20 protein-coding genes are annotated in these 18,101 nt (G+C 51.3%); 4 read left to right on the forward strand and 16 right to left on the reverse strand.

Annotated elements, in window-relative coordinates:
- Window positions 1–131: 131 nt before the first annotated feature.
- From G5B42_RS03915 to G5B42_RS03925, 3 genes are read right to left on the reverse strand one after another with little or no spacing between them, the layout of a single operon-like run.
- Window positions 132–1,460, reverse strand: a complete 1,329-nt coding sequence (locus G5B42_RS03915) for a GntP family permease (RefSeq protein WP_181339191.1) — start codon at window positions 1,458–1,460, stop codon at window positions 132–134.
- Between the two features lie 27 nt (window positions 1,461–1,487).
- Window positions 1,488–1,994: a LeuD/DmdB family oxidoreductase small subunit gene (locus G5B42_RS03920; RefSeq protein WP_181339147.1), complete on the reverse strand. Its 507-nt coding sequence runs from the start codon at window positions 1,992–1,994 to the stop codon at window positions 1,488–1,490.
- A 20-nt stretch (window positions 1,995–2,014) separates the two neighbouring features.
- The gene (locus tag G5B42_RS03925; protein WP_181339148.1) at window positions 2,015–3,265 is read right to left on the reverse strand and encodes a 3-isopropylmalate dehydratase large subunit; all 1,251 of its coding nucleotides are present in this window, start codon (window positions 3,263–3,265) and stop codon (window positions 2,015–2,017) included.
- Between the two features lie 325 nt (window positions 3,266–3,590).
- Here G5B42_RS03925 and G5B42_RS03930 point away from each other — a divergent pair, with 325 nt between their 5' ends.
- Window positions 3,591–4,247, forward strand: a complete 657-nt coding sequence (locus G5B42_RS03930; RefSeq protein WP_331274033.1) for a GntR family transcriptional regulator — start codon at window positions 3,591–3,593, stop codon at window positions 4,245–4,247.
- Here G5B42_RS03930 and G5B42_RS03935 read toward each other — a convergent pair.
- Both G5B42_RS03935 and ndk read right to left on the reverse strand, forming a co-directional pair.
- Window positions 4,244–5,311, reverse strand: coding sequence for an HD-GYP domain-containing protein (locus tag G5B42_RS03935; RefSeq protein WP_231133222.1), 1,068 nt, complete (start codon window positions 5,309–5,311; stop codon window positions 4,244–4,246). The genes G5B42_RS03930 and G5B42_RS03935 overlap by 4 nt on opposite strands.
- Window positions 5,312–5,580: 269 nt before the next feature.
- A complete protein-coding gene (gene ndk / locus G5B42_RS03940) occupies window positions 5,581–5,991 on the reverse strand; it encodes a nucleoside-diphosphate kinase (RefSeq protein WP_181339150.1) in 411 nt (136 codons plus the stop codon).
- 144 nt (window positions 5,992–6,135) lie between these two features.
- Between ndk and G5B42_RS03945 the strand changes: the two genes are divergently transcribed.
- Window positions 6,136–6,324, forward strand: a complete 189-nt coding sequence (locus G5B42_RS03945; protein WP_181339151.1) for a DUF6485 family protein — start codon at window positions 6,136–6,138, stop codon at window positions 6,322–6,324.
- A gap of 119 nt (window positions 6,325–6,443) precedes the next feature.
- Window positions 6,444–7,310, forward strand: a complete 867-nt coding sequence (locus tag G5B42_RS03950) for a glycerophosphodiester phosphodiesterase family protein (RefSeq protein ID WP_181339152.1) — start codon at window positions 6,444–6,446, stop codon at window positions 7,308–7,310.
- Between the two features lie 140 nt (window positions 7,311–7,450).
- Here G5B42_RS03950 and G5B42_RS03955 read toward each other — a convergent pair whose 3' ends face one another.
- From G5B42_RS03955 to G5B42_RS04005, 11 genes are all read right to left on the reverse strand, one after another.
- Complete coding sequence (locus tag G5B42_RS03955; protein ID WP_231133223.1) at window positions 7,451–8,188, reverse strand: hypothetical protein; 738 nt, start codon at window positions 8,186–8,188, stop codon at window positions 7,451–7,453.
- 155 nt (window positions 8,189–8,343) lie between these two features.
- On the reverse strand, window positions 8,344–8,817 hold the full coding sequence (gene mntR / locus G5B42_RS03960) for a transcriptional regulator MntR (RefSeq protein ID WP_231133227.1): 474 nt from the start codon (window positions 8,815–8,817) through the stop codon (window positions 8,344–8,346).
- Between the two features lie 96 nt (window positions 8,818–8,913).
- Window positions 8,914–10,230: a nucleoside recognition domain-containing protein gene (locus G5B42_RS03965; RefSeq protein ID WP_331274034.1), complete on the reverse strand. Its 1,317-nt coding sequence runs from the start codon at window positions 10,228–10,230 to the stop codon at window positions 8,914–8,916.
- 64 nt (window positions 10,231–10,294) lie between these two features.
- Window positions 10,295–11,092: a FeoB small GTPase domain-containing protein gene (locus G5B42_RS03970; RefSeq protein WP_181339155.1), complete on the reverse strand. Its 798-nt coding sequence runs from the start codon at window positions 11,090–11,092 to the stop codon at window positions 10,295–10,297.
- A 5-nt stretch (window positions 11,093–11,097) separates the two neighbouring features.
- The gene (locus G5B42_RS03975; RefSeq protein WP_181339156.1) at window positions 11,098–11,349 is read right to left on the reverse strand and encodes a FeoA family protein; all 252 of its coding nucleotides are present in this window, start codon (window positions 11,347–11,349) and stop codon (window positions 11,098–11,100) included.
- Window positions 11,350–11,634: 285 nt separating this feature from the next.
- Window positions 11,635–12,942, reverse strand: coding sequence for a stalk domain-containing protein (locus G5B42_RS03980; protein ID WP_181339157.1), 1,308 nt, complete (start codon window positions 12,940–12,942; stop codon window positions 11,635–11,637).
- Between the two features lie 93 nt (window positions 12,943–13,035).
- Complete coding sequence (locus tag G5B42_RS03985; RefSeq protein ID WP_181339158.1) at window positions 13,036–13,728, reverse strand: M48 family metallopeptidase; 693 nt, start codon at window positions 13,726–13,728, stop codon at window positions 13,036–13,038.
- On the reverse strand, window positions 13,728–14,351 hold the full coding sequence (locus G5B42_RS03990; RefSeq protein ID WP_181339159.1) for a DUF47 domain-containing protein: 624 nt from the start codon (window positions 14,349–14,351) through the stop codon (window positions 13,728–13,730). Before G5B42_RS03990 ends, G5B42_RS03985 begins: the two co-directional genes overlap by 1 nt.
- Window positions 14,352–14,410: 59 nt before the next feature.
- Entirely contained in the window at window positions 14,411–15,463 is a 1,053-nt protein-coding gene (locus tag G5B42_RS03995) for an inorganic phosphate transporter (RefSeq protein ID WP_181339160.1), read from the reverse strand.
- Between the two features lie 332 nt (window positions 15,464–15,795).
- Window positions 15,796–16,134 (reverse strand): TM1266 family iron-only hydrogenase system putative regulator, encoded by a 339-nt coding sequence (locus G5B42_RS04000; protein ID WP_181339161.1) that lies wholly within the window; start codon window positions 16,132–16,134, stop codon window positions 15,796–15,798.
- 82 nt (window positions 16,135–16,216) lie between these two features.
- The gene (locus G5B42_RS04005; protein ID WP_181339162.1) at window positions 16,217–16,936 is read right to left on the reverse strand and encodes a M15 family metallopeptidase; all 720 of its coding nucleotides are present in this window, start codon (window positions 16,934–16,936) and stop codon (window positions 16,217–16,219) included.
- Between the two features lie 272 nt (window positions 16,937–17,208).
- On the opposite strand from G5B42_RS04005, the gene G5B42_RS04010 reads away from it, so the two are divergent.
- Window positions 17,209–18,090 (forward strand): prephenate dehydratase, encoded by an 882-nt coding sequence (locus tag G5B42_RS04010; protein WP_181339163.1) that lies wholly within the window; start codon window positions 17,209–17,211, stop codon window positions 18,088–18,090.
- Window positions 18,091–18,101 lie beyond the last annotated feature (11 nt).

The raw sequence follows: 18,101 nt of genomic DNA on the forward strand, positions 1-18,101 counted from the left end.
ACTTCTTTAAGAAAAACCGCGGTGGGAAAATCCCCACCGCGGATTCGTGAAAAACAGTACCAATGTTTCCTTTAGAGTGCTTGGATTATTTACGGTAACAAGAAGTGGCATTACTTAAAGTAAACTACCCATCACAGCCACAGGCTGGCAATAAAGGTGGCCAAGAGCCCGCCCAAAGCCATGGAGATATTTGAAATGCTCAGCGTTTTTAAACCAGTTTTCATGTCAAAGCCCATGCAGTTGGTGTAGACCCAGAAATAACTGTCGTTCACATGGCAGCAGGAGCGGGCACCGGCACCAGAGGCCAAGAAGATCAGTATTGGATCCAAGCCAAGCTGAGCCGCAATTGGTGCGGAAAGCGTCGCTGCCGTAACGACCGCAACCGTACCCGACCCTTGTACGATCTTCAGGACGGCTGCAATGGCAAACGGGATCAGAATAAACGGTAAGCCGGTATCAATCACCATCTGGGCAAGTTTATCGCCGGCCCCGGAAACCTTTAAGATCTGGCCGAGGGCACCACCGGCAGCTGTGATAAAGACAATCGGGCCCGCATCCTTCAAAGATGCATCCATCGTTTTCATAACTGCTTTCGAGCCCAGACGTTTTCCCAGCAGGGCGATGGCCAGTAATGTACCCATGGCCAACGCAACATTAGGATCCCCGATAAAGCTGGCAACTTTCACGACCAGAGAAGTCTTTGGCAGCAACATATTACAGGTGGTGTTCAAGACAATTAAGACCAGCGGAACCAGTAACGGCACGATCGAGGTGAGGCTACCCGGTAATTTGGCCTCGTCCATCTCCACTTCCTGCTGGGTTTCCGCATCTTCCCGGAAAGTGTAGAAACTCTCAGGTTTATTGCGGAAGTAAATCTCAGCAAAGAGCCAACCGGCACCGGCCATAAAAACCGAAGCAAAAAGTCCATAAAGAATAGCCCGGCCGATATCAATTCCCAGCATACCAGCGGCTGCTAACGGACCCGGTGTCGGCGGCACGTAAACATGGGTGGCCAAAAGTCCGGCCGAAAGGGAGACCGCCAGAATGGCTAAAGGAATCTTCGTTTTTTTCGCGATCGCTTTAACCAAGGGCGAGAGGATAACAAAACCGGCATCACTAAAAACCGGAATTGAGACGATATACCCGGAAATGGCCATCGCCAGGCTGGAACGCTTCTGACCGACCAATTTTACCGTATCCAAAGCCATCCTCGTCGTCGCACTGGAGGCTTCCAGGTAATTACCGAGCATAATACCGAAGATGATCACAATCCCAATACTCTTCACCGTACTGGAAAAACCAGTGGTGATCGCCCCCATCACATCGGTTGCCGGCATCCCGGCCAACAGCCCCATCACCACAGCGGTGCCCAGTAGCGACATAAAAGCATTAACCTTTACCTTTAACGCCAGGAAGAGAAGAAAGGCCATTCCAATTAAGAAGACAATTTCAATTGGCAGCATAAGATACCCTCCTTTTTTATCCTTTTATTCCTTTATCCCCAGTTGGGCCCGGAACAAAGGCTTTATCCCACCGGCAGCCAGGATCTTCGCCGCATGTTCCCCGAGCCTTTCACAGGCTAATACCTCACCCGTCTCCTGGATTTTGACGGTACCTTGGTCCAAATCGACTTCCAGCGTCTGACCGGCTTTTACCTTTTGGCTAATGCCCTGGCAAATCACCAGCGGCAACCCAAGGTTAATCGCATTCCGGAAGAAAATGCGGGCAAAGGATTCGGCAATGACAAGGCTTGCCCCCATATTAATCAAGGCAATCGCCGCGTGTTCCCGACTGGAGCCGCAACCAAAGTTCTTGCCCGCCACCACAATACCGCCGGGTTTAAAATTCGGAGCGATCTCCGGATCAACCCCAGCCAGGCAATGACGGCCAATCTCCTTTGGGTCAACCAGTTCCAGATAACGCCCGGGATAGATCTGGTCCGTATCGATGTTATCTCCCAGAACAATTACCTGCCCAATGATGGTTTTCTGCATCTTTACCCCTCCTTTCTTCCTTAAAGCAATGTTCTGGGATCGGTTAAATACCCGTTCAGCACTGAAGCAGCCACCGTCGCCGGCGAGGCCAGATAAATCTCTGCTTCCGTACTCCCCATTCGCCCCGGGAAGTTCCGGTTCGAAGCGGTTACGCAGACTTCACCCGGAGCCAAGACCCCTTCGTGGGCCCCCAGGCAGGGACCACAGCCAGGACTGGAGAGCGTAGCACCCGCTTCGATTAAAGTTTGGATATAACCCTTCTCCAGACAAGCCTGCATTACTTCGGCTGAAGCGGGAATCACCACAAGGCGGACATAAGGCGGAAGCTTTTTCCCCTTTAAGATCTGTGCCGCCACCGCAATATCTTCTTCCCGCCCACCAGTACAACTCCCGATAAAGCCCTGGTTGATCCGGACCTTTTCCACCGATTCCAGCGGGCGGACATTATCAACGCTATGGGGAACCGCCACTTGGGGGGTTAAGTTACTGACGTCAAAGACATAGCTTTCAGTATACACAAAATCCGCATCGGAATACTGAACTTCAAAGGGCCGGACGGCTCTTTTCGCCACATAGTCCAAGACTTTTTGGTTAGGCTGCATATATGCGGTTTTAGCCCCCATCTCCACCGCCATGTTACAGATGACCATCCGGCCGGCCACGTCCAGCTGTTCAACATAGCTGCCTGTAAAATCAATGGCCTTATAAACGGCACCATCGGCTTTGATCTGCCCCAGAATATGGAGGATCACATCCTTGGGGTAAACCCCCTTCGGCGGAACGCCTTCAATCCGTACCTCAATGATCTCCGGAACCCGGAACCAAAGTTCCCCGGAGATTAAGACCGTCGCCATATCCGTTGCCCCCACCCCGGTCCCAAAGGCACCAAACGCACCGTGGGTCGTCGTGTGGGAATCGGTGGCAACAATAATCATCCCCGGATAGATCACTCCCCGTTCCGGCATTACTTGATGGCAAACCCCGCAGTTGATGTCAAAATGGTAAGTCAGGTTGTTTTCCTGGGCAAAGGCCCGCATTTCCTTATGGATCTGGGCTGACTTAATGGTGGGTGCCGGGGCATAATGATCGAAAACAAACGCCACCCGGTCCTGGTCCCAAACCTTCTTCCCGCCCATCTCGCGGAAAGAGTAAATAGTCTGGAGGTAGAGGTCGTTGATCTCGGCAAAATCCACTTTGGCATTGACGATCTCGCCAGTCGTCACCCGGTCCTTGCCCGCGGCCTTCGCCAGGATCTTCTCAATGGCATGCACTTTCATTCCACCTTTCTAGCGTATTTTCTCTATTCATCAGTATAATTGCATTATACATTTTTCATATCGTATATCGTATACAATTTCTTGTCCTAATCGTACCATTAATTATTTCTCGCGTCAACATCTTTGATTTCAATTCTTAAACATATTATTAAGATTTACATAACATAAGTCCCTTTTTCGCCCCTGCCCTTGCTGGAAAAAAGAATTGAACGTGCCAGATTTTGCGATTATAAAAAGAGGGCTAATGCCCTTCGGCGTTCCCCCTTAATTGACAGTCTTATGGAGCTAATGTTATAGTTATATTTAGGATATTTGGCAGGTGACGACTTTGGAACTGGAACAAGTAGAAATTATGCCCGCCCGGATTCGCGTTGCTTCCATCCTTCGGAAAGCAATTTTAGCTGGTGAATTCCAGTCTGGGCAGAAACTTTCCCTCACCGAACTCGGAAAAAACCTAGGTGTCTCCCGGACCCCAGTGCGCGAAGCATTACAAATGTTGGCCTCCGAGGGCTTGGTTGAATTACGCATGAACAGAACGGCGGTCGTTAAGAAGATCGACACCAAATTTATCATGGACCACTATGAAATGCGCATTCTTTTGGAATGTGAAGCGGTGGTACGGGCCACGAACAACCAGATGGATACCTCCTTTCTCGACGCGCAACAGCAGAGGATCCTTCAAAAAATCAACGAGTTGACACAAGACGAATATGTTGCATATAACCAGGTCTTGCACACCACCATCTGGAAGGCGGCCAACAATCAGAAACTCTACAATTTCCTAATGGATCTCTGGAATGGTCCGTCGATCGGCAGAACCACCAAAGCAACGGATCATCGCCTTAAATCCATTGAAGAGCACGGAGAGATCATTCACTTCATCCAAGCACGAAACCCTGAAAAAGCGAAACAGGCCATGGACAAACATATCCGGCGCAGCATGCATAATATATTGGAAAGCTATAATTTCAATTAAGCTCCGGTCCCTTCAAGATATCCAGTTCCAAGGTGGGCAAGGGTACGCTCTTGATTCCCACTGTAACGGTCATAGATCTCGTTTATCTCTTCATGGATGTCCATAAAAACCTCAACAATATCCGGATCAAAGGCCTTGCCGCTTTCCTCCTGGATGATCTTAACGCTTTCGGCATGGGAAAAGGCATTCTTGTACACCCGTTTAGACCGTAAGGCGTCGTACACATCGGCGATCGCCATGATCCGCGCCGACAAGGGAATGGTCTCCTCCGCCAGGCCGAAAGGATACCCTGTCCCATCCCATTTTTCGTGGTGGAAATAGGTAATCCCAATCGCCATATCCAAAAACCGGTTGTTTGGGAATTTCTCCTTTACCTCCTGGAGGGTCTTCGCCCCGATTGTGGTGTGCTCCTTCATTACCTCATATTCTTCCTCCGACAACCGTCCCGGCTTCAGCAGAATGTAGTCGGGGATCCCCACCTTCCCAATATCATGCAACGGACTGACCTGGGTAATTTTTTCGATAAAGTCCGCATCAATGTAATCTTGGTATTTTTTACGCTTCCGTAAGTTGGTGGCCAGTAACCGGCAGATTTGGGCGACCCGTTCGATGTGAGCACCTGTGCTGTCATCCCGGGATTCGGCCAGTTTAACCAGGGAATAAATCATAGCCAGCTTGGATTCGGCAATCTCTTTTTCCTTTTTTACCCTTTCCTGATACACATGCCGGTAATAGTCGGAGAAAAAACCAATGACAAAGGCGTTTACGGCGTAGATCAGCATGCGGACAATCCAGTTAATCGTCTTTTGACTTATCCCCAACACTCGATCCAAGGGCATGAAGGGGCCAATCAACAAACTGCTTATGATGCCGTGAATCACCCCGTGCCATTTGCCGTGGGTTGACGCCATAATGGCAATAGGGATATACATCAGATTGGCATAGGCGGTAACTGTCCCGCCTGTCCAATAAACAACCGCGGTTATGATGATGGAAAGCAAATAAGCGATGAACCACGCGCTAACTTTCCCCTTCCGCTGCCATGTGTCCCATAGATCTTTCAAAATAGAATCAGAACTTCGCATCGGTTGCCGAGCCACCCCCCTCTTCAGGGCCACGCACTTCCTCACTTTTTCGGCCGCAAATTTTTAACATATAATTTACATATAATTGTGACACAATTTTACCATATCTTTTTCCCTTCGACAATTCTTTTTGCAAAAAAAATCTATTCATGCGGATAGATTTCTTCTCCGAAACTTGTTACCAACATGCGACCCGTCGTATTAAACCGTAGTTCCAGGCAAGATCCATTGCCGAAAGAATTGTATTTTTAATCGGTGATCTCCGGAAACCAGATCGCGATCTCGCGTTCGGCACTGTCGACAGAATCCGACGCATGAACAAGATTTTCACCCTTCGTAAGGGCAAATTGTCCCCGAATCGTCCCCGCCTCCGCCTCCGCCGGGTCGGTCGCACCGTTGATTTTGCGCACCGTTTTGACTGCATTCTCCCCTTCAATGATCAACGCACAGACCTTGCCTCTCGTCAGATAATCAACCAAGCTTTGGAAAAAGGGTTTCTCTTTATGTTCCTGGTAATGGGCTTCCACAATTTCTCTGGTCGGTTTGAGCATTTTCAGCGCAGTGATATTAAGTCCCTTTTCTTCATAAATAGCAATGATCCGCCCAACCAGCCGGCGTTCAACCGCATCAGGCTTGAGTAACACCAGAGTTTTTTCCATTTTCCCACCCCGTTTCTTTATCTTTGCCTATATATTTTTTGTTCTCGGACGCCCATTTTTTCCCTTGTTGAAAGGGAAGATTCTTTTGGGCAGGAATCAACGGTGGTCATCACGAACTGTCTTTGGTAAAAAGGAGGTAGTCTGATGGCCTGCGATTCAAAAGCAAACTGCACTTGTACTTACCCTTGTTCCCGCCGCGGGAAATGTTGCGAATGTGTCGCCTATCACCGACGGTCCGGTGAAGTCCCCGGATGTTTCTTTTCGGCGTCGGGAGAAAGAACTTACGACCGCTCGATCGAGCATCTTTACCGGGATTATTATAAAAAGGGTTAAATAGTTAAGCCCTTTTATGGCCTCAACAAGGGCCGGCATGCGCGCCGCGCGCCTGGCAGGTCGAGCGGGACGGGCGGCTACCCGGCCAGGAACTCTGCACTGGCGGAGGAGGGAAATTGATGCCGAAGGCGAGATTACTACTGTCCGGCATAATCATCATCACCGTTGTCGGGGTAGCGTACCTTCTTAACCGGTTACCGAAGACGGTCGCGGTGATGGAGCCCACGAACTTTCCGTGGCTCTACCACCCGTTAATTGCCCACCGGGGCCTTCATGACAATAATCATCTGGTTCCGGAAAACTCAATGCCGGCGTTTGCCAAGGCCATCGAAGAAGGTTATGCCATTGAATTGGACGTCGCGATGACCAACGATCAGCAACTAGTTGTCTACCACGACAAAAAACTCCGGCGGGGAATGGGGGTCGACCGTTATTTAGCGGAGCTGACCTTTGCTGAACTGTCCGCGTACAAGATTTTTGGTTCGGAGCAAACCGTTCCCCTCTTTCGCGATGTCCTGTCCTTGGTCGCCGGGAGGGTACCCCTTTTCATCGAAGTGAAAAACGAGGGTAAAGTGGGGGAAATGGAACGCCGGCTCTACGAAGAGTTACAAGGATATCCGGGGCCATACGCCATTATGTCTTTTAACCCCTTTACCCTTCAGTGGTTTCGCCAAAACGCACCGGAGGTTCCCCGTGGGCAACTGGCGGGTAGCTTTGAAGTAAGCGATTATGAAGTAGAATACGCGGGAACGACCCGCCTGCCGTGGTATAAAAAGATCGTCTTGGAACATCTGCTCCTAAACTTCATCAGCCGCCCGCATTTCATTGCTTATGAGATAAAAAATACCTCCCCAGACAGGCTGGCGAGGCTGAAAAAATTGGGGATACCGCTGCTTGGCTGGACGGTGAAGAATAAAGCGGAGTATGAAGAATACAAAGGAAAATTTGATAACTTGATTATCGACGCGGTTTTACCCGAATTATAGGTGAGAGATAGTTTAATTCTAATTGAGAATATGAAAAAGGAACCTGGAATACCAAACAAAAACAGCAGGGATCCTCTTTCCTGCTGTTTTTGTTAGACCCGCGCATACCACTGGTTAAGGCAAAATATATTTATATTTCCTTACTCTTGTTCTTTCTTTGCTTCTTCCCCTGCTTCCTCGCGCGTTCGTTTCCGTTTACGCTTTTTTGGCGTCAGGGGCAGTTCCCACCAGGTTATCGTGACGGCAAGCAAAGCATTGGTGATATTGCTGGCCCGGTTGACGATTAAAACCAGTAAAATATGGCCCGGTGGCAGAATTATCCGGCCCCGGAAATTCTGTTCAATCTCACCGCTGGGATAAATGTTACTGAAGTGGACAGGTCCCAGGTCAAAGTCGTCTACCGTCCGCACCAGCAAAGTACTGGTCCTTGGTGAACCGCTCAGGTTATTAACCGGCGTCAAAGTCTCGTCCACATCCCGGACCTGTGGAATCTGCGCTACGAGGAGATCTATGGTTTGTTCGTTGCCGACCCGCTCTCCAGTTACCTCATTGACAAAGATCCCAGCCGCCACCTGTTCCAGATACATCACTTGACCATTGGTAGCCGGGTTTTCAAAAGTCAAAGCGATAAACGGACCGCCCGTCGGCAGGACAATGGAATCAGTGACCGAAAAGAGCCTCCCCGCCTGTGCATAAACGGCAGCGTTCGGCAGGACACTGACCGCTCCCTCCGTATCCACCTGCACCGGCCGGGCGAGACCGTCGATTCCTTGACCACAGCTCAAAACCGAATCGGTTTTACAATCCAGGTAGCGGGTATCCGGTTTAAAGGGCCGATCGTAACTCCGGTCCAAGATCTTCCCCCCTTTTGACCTCATGAACCTCAATAATGCATTCAACCCGCTTCTTGGTCACCTCAACTCTTCCCATCACTTCTTGTTGAAGCTTGGGTATGGTTATGATATGCAAATCATGCCCCCTTGGCCAGCACACAAAGGAACAATTGATTACGGCGGAAGTATAATTTTAAATCTCAACCCGAATGCCGGAAGAGCCAAGCCCGTAAATACTTCAAATCTTCCCGGTTTGGATCGTCGGGCGGGCATTCGACCTTTTCCAGTTCCCGCACCCGTCCGGGATCGGCCGAAAAATAAAGGATCAATTTATGGATGAACTTCATGGTCTCCGGGGTAATGTAGTGTTCCACCCCCTCGACCTGCTCTTCGACCTTAACGTTTTCCGGTGATAAACGGAAAAACTCCTTCAGCTTTTCGTCGCGCCAGACCAAAAAGCGGCCATAGACCATCCCTTTCTCGGTCAATGCAATATTCCGGTACTTTTCGTATTTGATAAAACCGGCTTCATCCAGTTTTTTAATCATCCTGGTCACGGAGGACGGTTTGACCTTGATGGCATTGGAGAGATCGATCGGCCGGATGTAGCCCTGCTGCGCAACGATCCGGTAAAACATCTCCAAATAATCTTCCATACTTTCGGTTAAGACCATTTCCACCGCAAGCGGCCTCCTTACAAAAGGAGCAGGTTCGAAACCTGCCACCAAATGCTTTCCTTTTAGCCTATGCTAACGATCTTGCCTTCAGAACTAAACGAGCCCGGCCAGTCTAACCAGTTGGGTGAGGAGGAAGCAAACCAGGATGGCGACCCCGGTCGGGATTAACGCCGCCAACACCGTCCATTTGGTGCTTTGCGTTTCCTTTCTGACGGTTAATAAAGTCGTCCCGCACGGGAAATGAAGGAGCGAAAAAAGGATCATATTCAAAGCCGTCAGCCAGGTCCAACCGTTGGCCACCAGCAGCGCGCGGAGGGCTTCAATACTATCCAGCTCCAGCATGACCCCTTCCGCCAGATAACTCATGATTAAGATGGGGATAACCAGCTCATTGGCCGGCAATCCAAGAATAAAAGCCAAAACGATGTAACCGTCCAGCCCGATTAAGTGGCCGAAACCCTGCAACCAACCGGCCAGGTGCCCGATGATACTTAGATCGCCTGCCTTGATATTGGCCAAGAGCCAGATGAGCGCCCCGGCCGGGGCCGCGACTGTCACCGCCCGCATCAAAACAAAGAGCGTGCGGTCCATAACCGAACGGATTAACAAACTGCCGATTTTAGGCCACCGGTAGGAGGGAAGTTCCAGGGTGAAGGTGGAAGGCACCCCTTTCAGCAGTGTTCGCGATAAAAGCCAGGAGACAAGCAAGGTCACCGCGATCCCCAGTACCACCACCCCCGCTACGAGGAGCGAAGCGTAAAAGGGACTGGTATTTCCAACCAACGCGCCCAACAGCACCATGGCCATGGTAATCAACAAGGGAAAGCGGCCGTTACACGGTACGAAATTATTGGTCAAGATGGCAAGCAAACGTTCCCGGGGCGATTCAATAATCCGGCAGGCGGTCACCCCCACCGCATTACAACCAAACCCCATACACATGGTCAGGACCTGTTTCCCGTGGGCCCCGGCACGTTTAAAGAGCCGGTCCAGGTTGAAGGCCACCCGCGGCAGGTACCCCAGATCCTCCAAAAAAGTAAAAAGCGGAAAAAAGATGGCCATTGGTGGCAGCATTACCGAGACAACCCACGCGAGGCAACGGTACATGCCCAAAATAAGCACCCCGTGCAGCCAAGCGGGCACGTTTAGCCGCTGGCAAAACGCGGTAAGATGGTCTTGAAAGCCAAAGAGCAGGTTGGACAAGAGTTGTGAGGGATAATTCGCCCCGCTGATCGTCAACCAGAAAATCACGCCGAGCAAGACTAACATAAGCGGATACCCGAAGAGCTTCGACGTCACGACATCATCGATCTTCCGGTCCAAATCATAGGCCGGCCCGCGGCGCCTCACGACCTGGTCGGTGATTAGTCTGGTTTGGTCGTAAATCGCCGCCACGATTAAATCCCGCACGGGCCCCACCCCGGCCCCAAGCGTCTGCGCTTCAGTAATGACCTGCTGTAAACCTTTTTCCCAACTACTTATAGCACTTCACCACCTCAAGCCCGCCGGCCCCTTGCTCCCTTGGCGCCGTCCCCGCGGTCTCCTCTTGGAGGTATTTGGTAATCTCCGCAATAATGGTGGTGTCCCCATCCAACAGCCGCAGCGCCACCCACCGGGCATCAATCTTCCCCTGGAGATACGGTTCCAGTTCCTTTTGGATTTTGGCAACCGCCGCTTCAATCTCCTGGCTGTAACGAACCGGCCGGGGCCGCGGATGTTTGTGCAGAAAGACCATTTGGTGGATGGCCTCTTTCAGGGTGTTCAACCCCACTTTATCCCGGGCGGCCGTCGGCACCACCGGTACGCCTAAAAGCGCCGCCAGTTTATCGTAGTCAACTTCAATCTTCTTCCGTTTGGCCTCATCGATCAGGTTGACACAGAGGATCACCTTTGGTGTTATCTCCATAACCTGCAAAGCCAGGTTTAAATTCCGTTCCAGACAGGTGGCATCGACCACCACCACAGTCGCATCGGGCTTTGCAAAACAAATAAAGTCCCGCGCCACTTGTTCATCGGCCGAATTGGCCAAGAGCGAATATGTTCCCGGTAAATCCACCAAAGTAACCAGTTTGTTCTTATAACGGTAGTTCCCCTTCGCCAAGGTCACCGTTTTCCCCGGCCAATTACCCGTATGCTGGTTAAGCCCGGTCAAGCCATTAAAGACTGTGCTTTTACCGGTGTTTGGGTTCCCGGCCAACGCAACCACCCCATCGCTCCGGGGTGGATTTAGCCTCGCCAAAACCCCCCGGGCACCCACCACTGGGCTCTTCATCGTCTTTACCTCCTTACCGCCAAGGGCCGAACCGTAATCAACCGGCTCTCCTCCGACCGTAAAGCAATAATTGCTCCCCGGATGTTATAGGCTACCGGATCGCCCGCCGGGCTTCTCCGGACGGCTTCCACCACGGTCGAGGGGACCAAACCCAAGTCTAAAAGGCGGTTACGGGTTAAACCCGCCACTCCCACTTTAACCACGCGCGCCCGGTGACCTACGGGAAGAAAAGCCAGGGGTATCTCGGGCTCACCCATCGGCCCCACTCCTTTCGATGCCGAAATGACCTTTGCGCAGTCTTTCGCCACCGGCAACAGTTTTGCCCGCGGCTAAGATCTGCTTTTAATATATGACCCCGGGTGGAGAGCGGTGCACACCCGCCAATAATTCCCATGAAAAAACCACCGCTCACAGACGGTGGTCGACAAAACGGTTACGTTAGTTTGCTTGATACACTGCATAAAATTAAAATTATTGTCGTGTTGTCCCTAAATGCGGTAGCTTTTCTCCGGCTACCGGCTTGGTTAAACAAGCGGCGTTCTTTATTTTTCCGGCGTTAGTGGCTTAAGAGGGTTATTGGCCAAAATCTCCTCTACCTCTTCGAAACCAAGCGGAAAAGCGTAGTTATAGCGGGCAGGCAGGGCAAAAACGTACTTCTCGTTGCGGCCCAGTTCCTGCGGCCCGACCGGTGCCGCCCCGACACTGAATTTCATTCCTTCTAAGTCCGCCCACTGGTCCAAGGTAAAAACCATGATGGGGATATCTTGCCGGGGCTCTTCTTTCGTCCACTCTGGATGCCGGATCTTCAAGAACGGACCGCGGGCCGCCACTTTCCCTTCTTTCTCAGCTTCCAGGGACAAGCCTTCCCATTCCTCGTTCATCACCTGGAAATCCTGCCACCCGGTGGGAAGATTAAAAGTAAACCCGTATGCGGTGTTCGCATAGACGAGATCGGCGGACTCCTCCGGAGCAAAAACCCGAATGCTTTTGGCCTCGGCGGTAACCGGGTAGATCATGAGGCGGGGACCGTCGGTGAAGGTCACTTCGACCGCAACGCCCTCCTGCAAGGCCTCGACCGTCAGGACCTGATCGGTATAGCCTTGATAAATCTTGGTCTTTGACGTAATTTGGACGTTGGCTTGGTCATAACCGCTCAAGATGGTCTTCTTCCCTGCAACAAAGACCGCTTTGACCTTGTTCTCTTCATCAAAGGTAATTTGGGTGATCTTCCCGCTGACTTCAACCGGTTCCAGGGCGGAAATTACCCACTTATGCCCCTCCTGCTCAACCGTCACCGCAGTTTTGGCGTAAGTGGCGTTCTTGGTCGCATCCGTATACTTAAACTCCACCGTATACCGGTATTTCTCCGCACCGGTCCGGTAGACTTCGGTCACCCGGTAACTTTCCACCCATGGACTGGAAGCCCCGGTTGACCAGTTTAAACCGGCAAAATAATCATAAGTTTCCTTTTTTAACACCGGCGCCAGCACGGCGTATTGTAAAGCGCCATTGCGCCGTTTGACCCCTTCGGCCCAGGTTTCCACGGCCACCCGCGGTTCTTCCGGCGTGAAGAATTCCTCCAAGCGCTGGATTTGCGCCGTTAAAAGCTCCCGGTCAGCACCTTCCACATATACTGCACTTTGTTCCTTATCCCAGTGGACGGTCAAACCCAACTTTTCCTCAAGGATCTCCACCGGCAGGTAGAGGTGTTCGTCCACGATACGCAAGGGAAAGTCGGTCTCCACCTGGTTGCCGTTGAAAAACAGTTGCAGCTTGGTGGAATAGGCCCCGGCCGCAAAAGCGGAAGATAACAAGAGGACAGCCAGAACCAGGGCAATTTTTTGTTTCATTGGTATCCCTCCCACCTTGGATGACGTTTCACCACATCAAAAGTTCCAACCGGGAGGGAGACACATCTTACCAGCGGCGTTTTCTCGCGTCGCTTAGCCTAAGCCGTTCAGCTCCCTGCGGATCGCCTTCCAGTCCGGTAAATATCTGGTCAAATAAGCATAAAAACGGGCGTTATGATACCGTTCAAGCAAGTGAAGCATTTCGTGGACAACAACATACTCAAGGCAACGGCGGTTCTTCTTTACCAACTCCAAATTGAACCAGAGCCGGCGGGCTTGTATATTGCAACTTCCCCACTTGGTTTTCATCTTCCGCACGTTCCACTCTTTAACCGAAACACCAAGCTCTTTTTCCCACTTTTCAATATAGGCGGGGATGGCCGTCTTCAATTGCCGCCGGTACCACGCCGTCAAAACCTTCTCCCGCTCATCCCGTGTGCTATCGGGCCGGACATACAAATTCATGACTCCGGCGGCGCTTAACGCCACCCGTGGCCGGCCGCCGGTCTCGATCACGTTGAGGACGTAAGGTTTACCGAAAAAAAAGTGGCTTTCGCCATTAACATAGGTAAAGGCCGGCTGAACCGGCCGGGCGCGTAGCTTGGCTTGTTGTTTTCTGATCCAGTCCAGTTTGGAACGGGCAAAGGCAATAATGGTCTCCTGGTTCATCCGCGCCGGCACGGTCATACGGACGCAACCACCAGGCGGACGCACCGAAAGATAAATATGTTTGATCCTTTTCCGGATCACTTCAATCGCAATGTCCTCAATGATAATCGTCGCCATTAGGAATTTTTCATCATTACGCTCTCAATTACTTCCGAAACCTGTTCACAGGCGTCACAGCATTTCTCCATATATTCCAAGGTTTCACGCCACGCCATAATTTGGATCGGGTCTTTTTCGTTGACAAAAAGGTTCCGCATCGCGTTCACAAACAGGGCGTCGCCCTCTTCTTCCAGGCGATTAATTTCCACAATCAACTGGTGAAGATGTTGGGACTTCCGGAAATTGGCGAACTCGGCTAGCGCTTGCTTTAGCGCCTCACAGCACTGGACGATAATGGCCGCCATTTTAACGGCATCTTCACGCATCGCCGTAATATTGAACATATAAAAGCGAAGCAAAACGTCCTCAATGGTATCGGTCACGTTGTCAATGGCGTCACCCAAGGCGATGATGTCTTCCCGTTCAATGGGGGTGATAAATTCCCGGGCCAGTTTCTTTACCATCGCGTGCCGCCCCTGATCCCCGGCATGCTCGATCTCGTGCATCTCTTTCATTCTTGTTTCCAGTTCTTCCGCCTTGTAATCATTGATGATCGCATTTAAAAGCGCGGCCGCATCACAGGAAAACTGGACCAATTCGACAAAAGTAGTAAAATAATTGTCCTCTTTTCTTCTCGCCATTTACCTTTAACCCCTTTCTCCTTTTGTCCCGTTGATCATTAATGCCGGCAAGACAAGCCTCAAAAGACCCAGATAAAAAATTTGGCCAGGAGATACCCGATCAAGCCACAACCGGGGAAGGTAAGAATCCACGCCGAAATCATCTCTTTGACAATGCCCCAGTTGACCGAGGACAACCGTTTCGCGGCACCAACCCCCATAATCGCGGTGGTCTTCGTATGGGTGGTACTGACCGGAATCCCGGTAATCGAGGCCACAAACAAGGAAAGAACGGCTGCCAGATCAGCGGAGAACCCCTGGTACTTTTCCAGCTTCACCATGTCCATTCCGACTGATTTGATAATCCGTAAACCCCCAATGGACGTCCCGAGCGCCATCACCGACGAACACAGCATCATCAACCAGACTGGAATCTGGAACTTCGTGACCTCCGCTTGCCCCTGGACCAAGAACAGACCCAACATAAAAACCGCCATAAACTTCTGGCCATCCTGGGCCCCATGCATAAAGGCCATCCCCGCCGCCCCGGTTATTTGAGCGTTGCGGAAAAAACCAAAAGTTTTACGGCGGTCCATCCGGTAACAAATTTTCTCGATCAGTTTCACCACCAGCCACCCGGCGCCAAAACCCATCCCGGTCGAAAGCGCCAAACCGTAAAGGACTTTCACCCATTCACTGGGGTTAATCCCGGCAAGCCCGCCCTGCAGGGCAATCGCAGCGCCGGAAATACCGGCGATCAAGGCATGACTTTCACTGGTCGGAATGCCAAACCACCAGGCGGCGGTCGCCCAAATCACAATGGCCATCATCGCCGCACAAAGGGCAACCAGGGCTTCTTGGGAATTTCCCCGGAAATCCACCATTTTATAAATGGTCTGCGCCACCGTGGAATTAATCAACGTCATCACAAAGACGCCTATAAAATTAAAGACGGCCGCCATAATAATCGCAGTCCGCGGACTCATTGCTCTCGTCGAAATACATGTGGCAATCGCGTTTGGCGCATCAGTCCAACCATTAACCAGAATTACCCCCAAGGTTAAGACCGAAATTACCAAAAGCGCCGGAGTTGAGAACAGTTGTCCTAAAAATTCCAGCAGTGAAACGGTCATTCTTTCCCTCCTCTTATTTTACCGTATCCCAATGAGTTCCCCTTTTATCCTTTCCCTGGTGTTTTATATGTTGGTTTATTGTCAAGTGCGGTATCGGTTTGATTAAGATGTATCCAGTATCCATAGGAACATGCCTTTTCAATTGTAAGAAAGTTCAGAGGCAAAGTAAAGTTCTTTAGTGTAAAACTCCGGCCGTCGATGCCTAATTAATGTATTTTTAACAAAGAAAATCCAGAAAATACCTGATCTTTAACGGGAACATACTAAAAAAAAAGAAAAGACGCTTAGCCCGGCCAGCCGCGAACGCCGGCGGACGAACAAGCGTCATTTCCTCACTGGTCACCCTTGCCTTCAGCTTCAACACTGGCTTGTCCATTGGCTTCACCGGTGGCTTCCTTCGGATCACCGTTGGCTTCTTTGACGGGAAATGGTTTGGAATAAACCGTCTTCGCCGTTACATTCGGCAACATACCCAGTTTCCCCGCTAAGGCGCTGATCACATCGTTCGGGGCATCCAACACGATACAAATGATCGAAACCCCCCGTTGCCGGTAGGGTATCCCCAAGCGCCCGATGATGTAGTTGCTATAGTCGTGCAAAATATTGTTAAGTTTGTCCACCACTTCAAGATTTTCCACAATAATGCTGACCGCCGCAATCCTGGTTTGCATCCGTGCTCTCCCTCCTTAGCTTATGACCTCTATTTTAAAAAAAGCAACCCGTTACCGACCCGCCACCCGCTGCTTGTCGCTTCTACTCGATCACAAAATCAAAATATGTATTGGGAAAAGGCTCGTTTTTTAGGCGGTAATGCCACCACTCTTCCTCGTAGGGAACAAAACCGTGTTTGACCATCAAGTCCCTTAACAATCTCCGGTTTTTGGCTTGCTCCTCGGTGATAAGGGGACTGTTATGACGGGAGATTGGTCCGAAGAAATCAAAGGGACTGCCCATATCCAACTCTTCGCCCGTTTCAAGGCGGATAATCGTCAGGTCCACCGTACTGCCCCGGGAATGGGCCGACCGCGAAGCAATATAACCCCGTTTGAACAACTCGCTTTTCTCCAAATCCGGATAGTATTGTTCCTTCATTTTCTGGTCGCGCGGATCCTTCCCCCACTGGAGAAAATCATTAACCGCCCGCACCGGCCGGTAGCCGTCGAAGATCTTAAGCCCCAATCCTTTGGTCTTCAGTTCTTGTTGGACGCGTTGCAGGGCTTGGGCAGCGGCTACGGTCAAAATTGCCCGGTTGGCATTATATCCCGCCACGGGCCGTCCGGTAAAATTATTGCTCCCGTAATACCTGAGCTCTTGCACGATATCGGGAATTACTTCATCCACGTAAACAAAACCTTCCGGTAAGGAGCGGTCCGCTTTCTGCGCCGCCCAGGAAACGGCGGCCAGAGCCGTCCACAGCAAGACAATGACGAGTAAGCCGGTGAGGAGCTGCCTTTGCTGCTTGCGGAATTCCATTCCCATAACCCCCTTAACGATGATCCCCTTTCCTGCCGGTACTTTGGCCAGGACCAGGTTCGCTTTGTTCTTCAGCCTTCTCCCCTTTCTCCCGCCGCGCGGTTCTCCCTTCTCCCCTCTTTACTGCCTAAATTGTCTATTTTCTCCCTGTCCTATCCTTTCCCTTCTCCCCGCACCGAATTGAGTAATCCTCTTGCCAAAACTGCCCGCGTATGGTAAATTTACTAAAAATCAACATACCCTGGCAGAAAAGAGGTTAAGGGGGCGAAAGCTTGCAGATCGTAACCTTGGGCCCGAAAGGAACCTTTTCCGAGGAGGCCGCGCTGCTTTACCAGAAACGGATCTTAGGCCGCATCGAGCCGGAAAAGATCAAGTTTTCCAATATCTACGACTGCCTGCAAGCGGTGGAATCATACCAGGCCGACCGGGCTGTCTTACCCGCGGAAAACATGGTGGACGGGATCATCGGGATTACCTTTGACGCCTTGATCGAGTTCCATGATTTTATCAAGGTCAATGATGAGGTCCATGTGAGCATCCAGTACGTCTTGGCGGGCAAATTGGACCACCCCGAAAAGGTGGAGCAGATCTTTTCGCACCCTTCAGCCCTCAACCAGTGCGCCCAAAACCTGGAAACTCTTTTTCCCGCCATTGTGCCGGTCCCGGTGGCCTCCACGGCGGAAGCAGCCGTCAAAGCCGCGGAAGAACCGGGCGTCGCTGCATTGTGCTCACCCCGCACCGCCCGGGAATACGGTTTGCATATTCTCCATGAAAACCTGGCTGATTATCCCGGGAACGAAACCCGCTTCTTTGTCTGCGGACTAACCGATCATGCCCCCACCGGCAATGACCGCACCCTGCTGGCGGTCCGTTTTGGCGTGAACCGTCCGGGCCAATTGCACGAGATCACCGGTTTCTTTGCGGAAAACGGGATCGACTTGACTTTTGTCCAGTCCCGCCCGTATAAGGTACGCCCCCAGGAGTATGTCCTGCTTTTCGAGGCGGTCGGGCACAAATCCGAACCCAGACTGAAAAAAGCCCTCCACCAAGTGGAACAAACAATCCGGAAGACCAACGGTTGGAAAAAGGTCCTCGGGAGTTACCCCCACCGCCAGAAGGAGGAAAACGGTCTTGACCGGACCGGTGACCGCTGACCACCCGGCCA

The sequence above is a fragment of the Capillibacterium thermochitinicola genome (assembly GCF_013664685.1).
GTDB classification, from domain to species: Bacteria; Bacillota; UBA4882; order UBA10575; family UBA10575; genus Capillibacterium; species Capillibacterium thermochitinicola.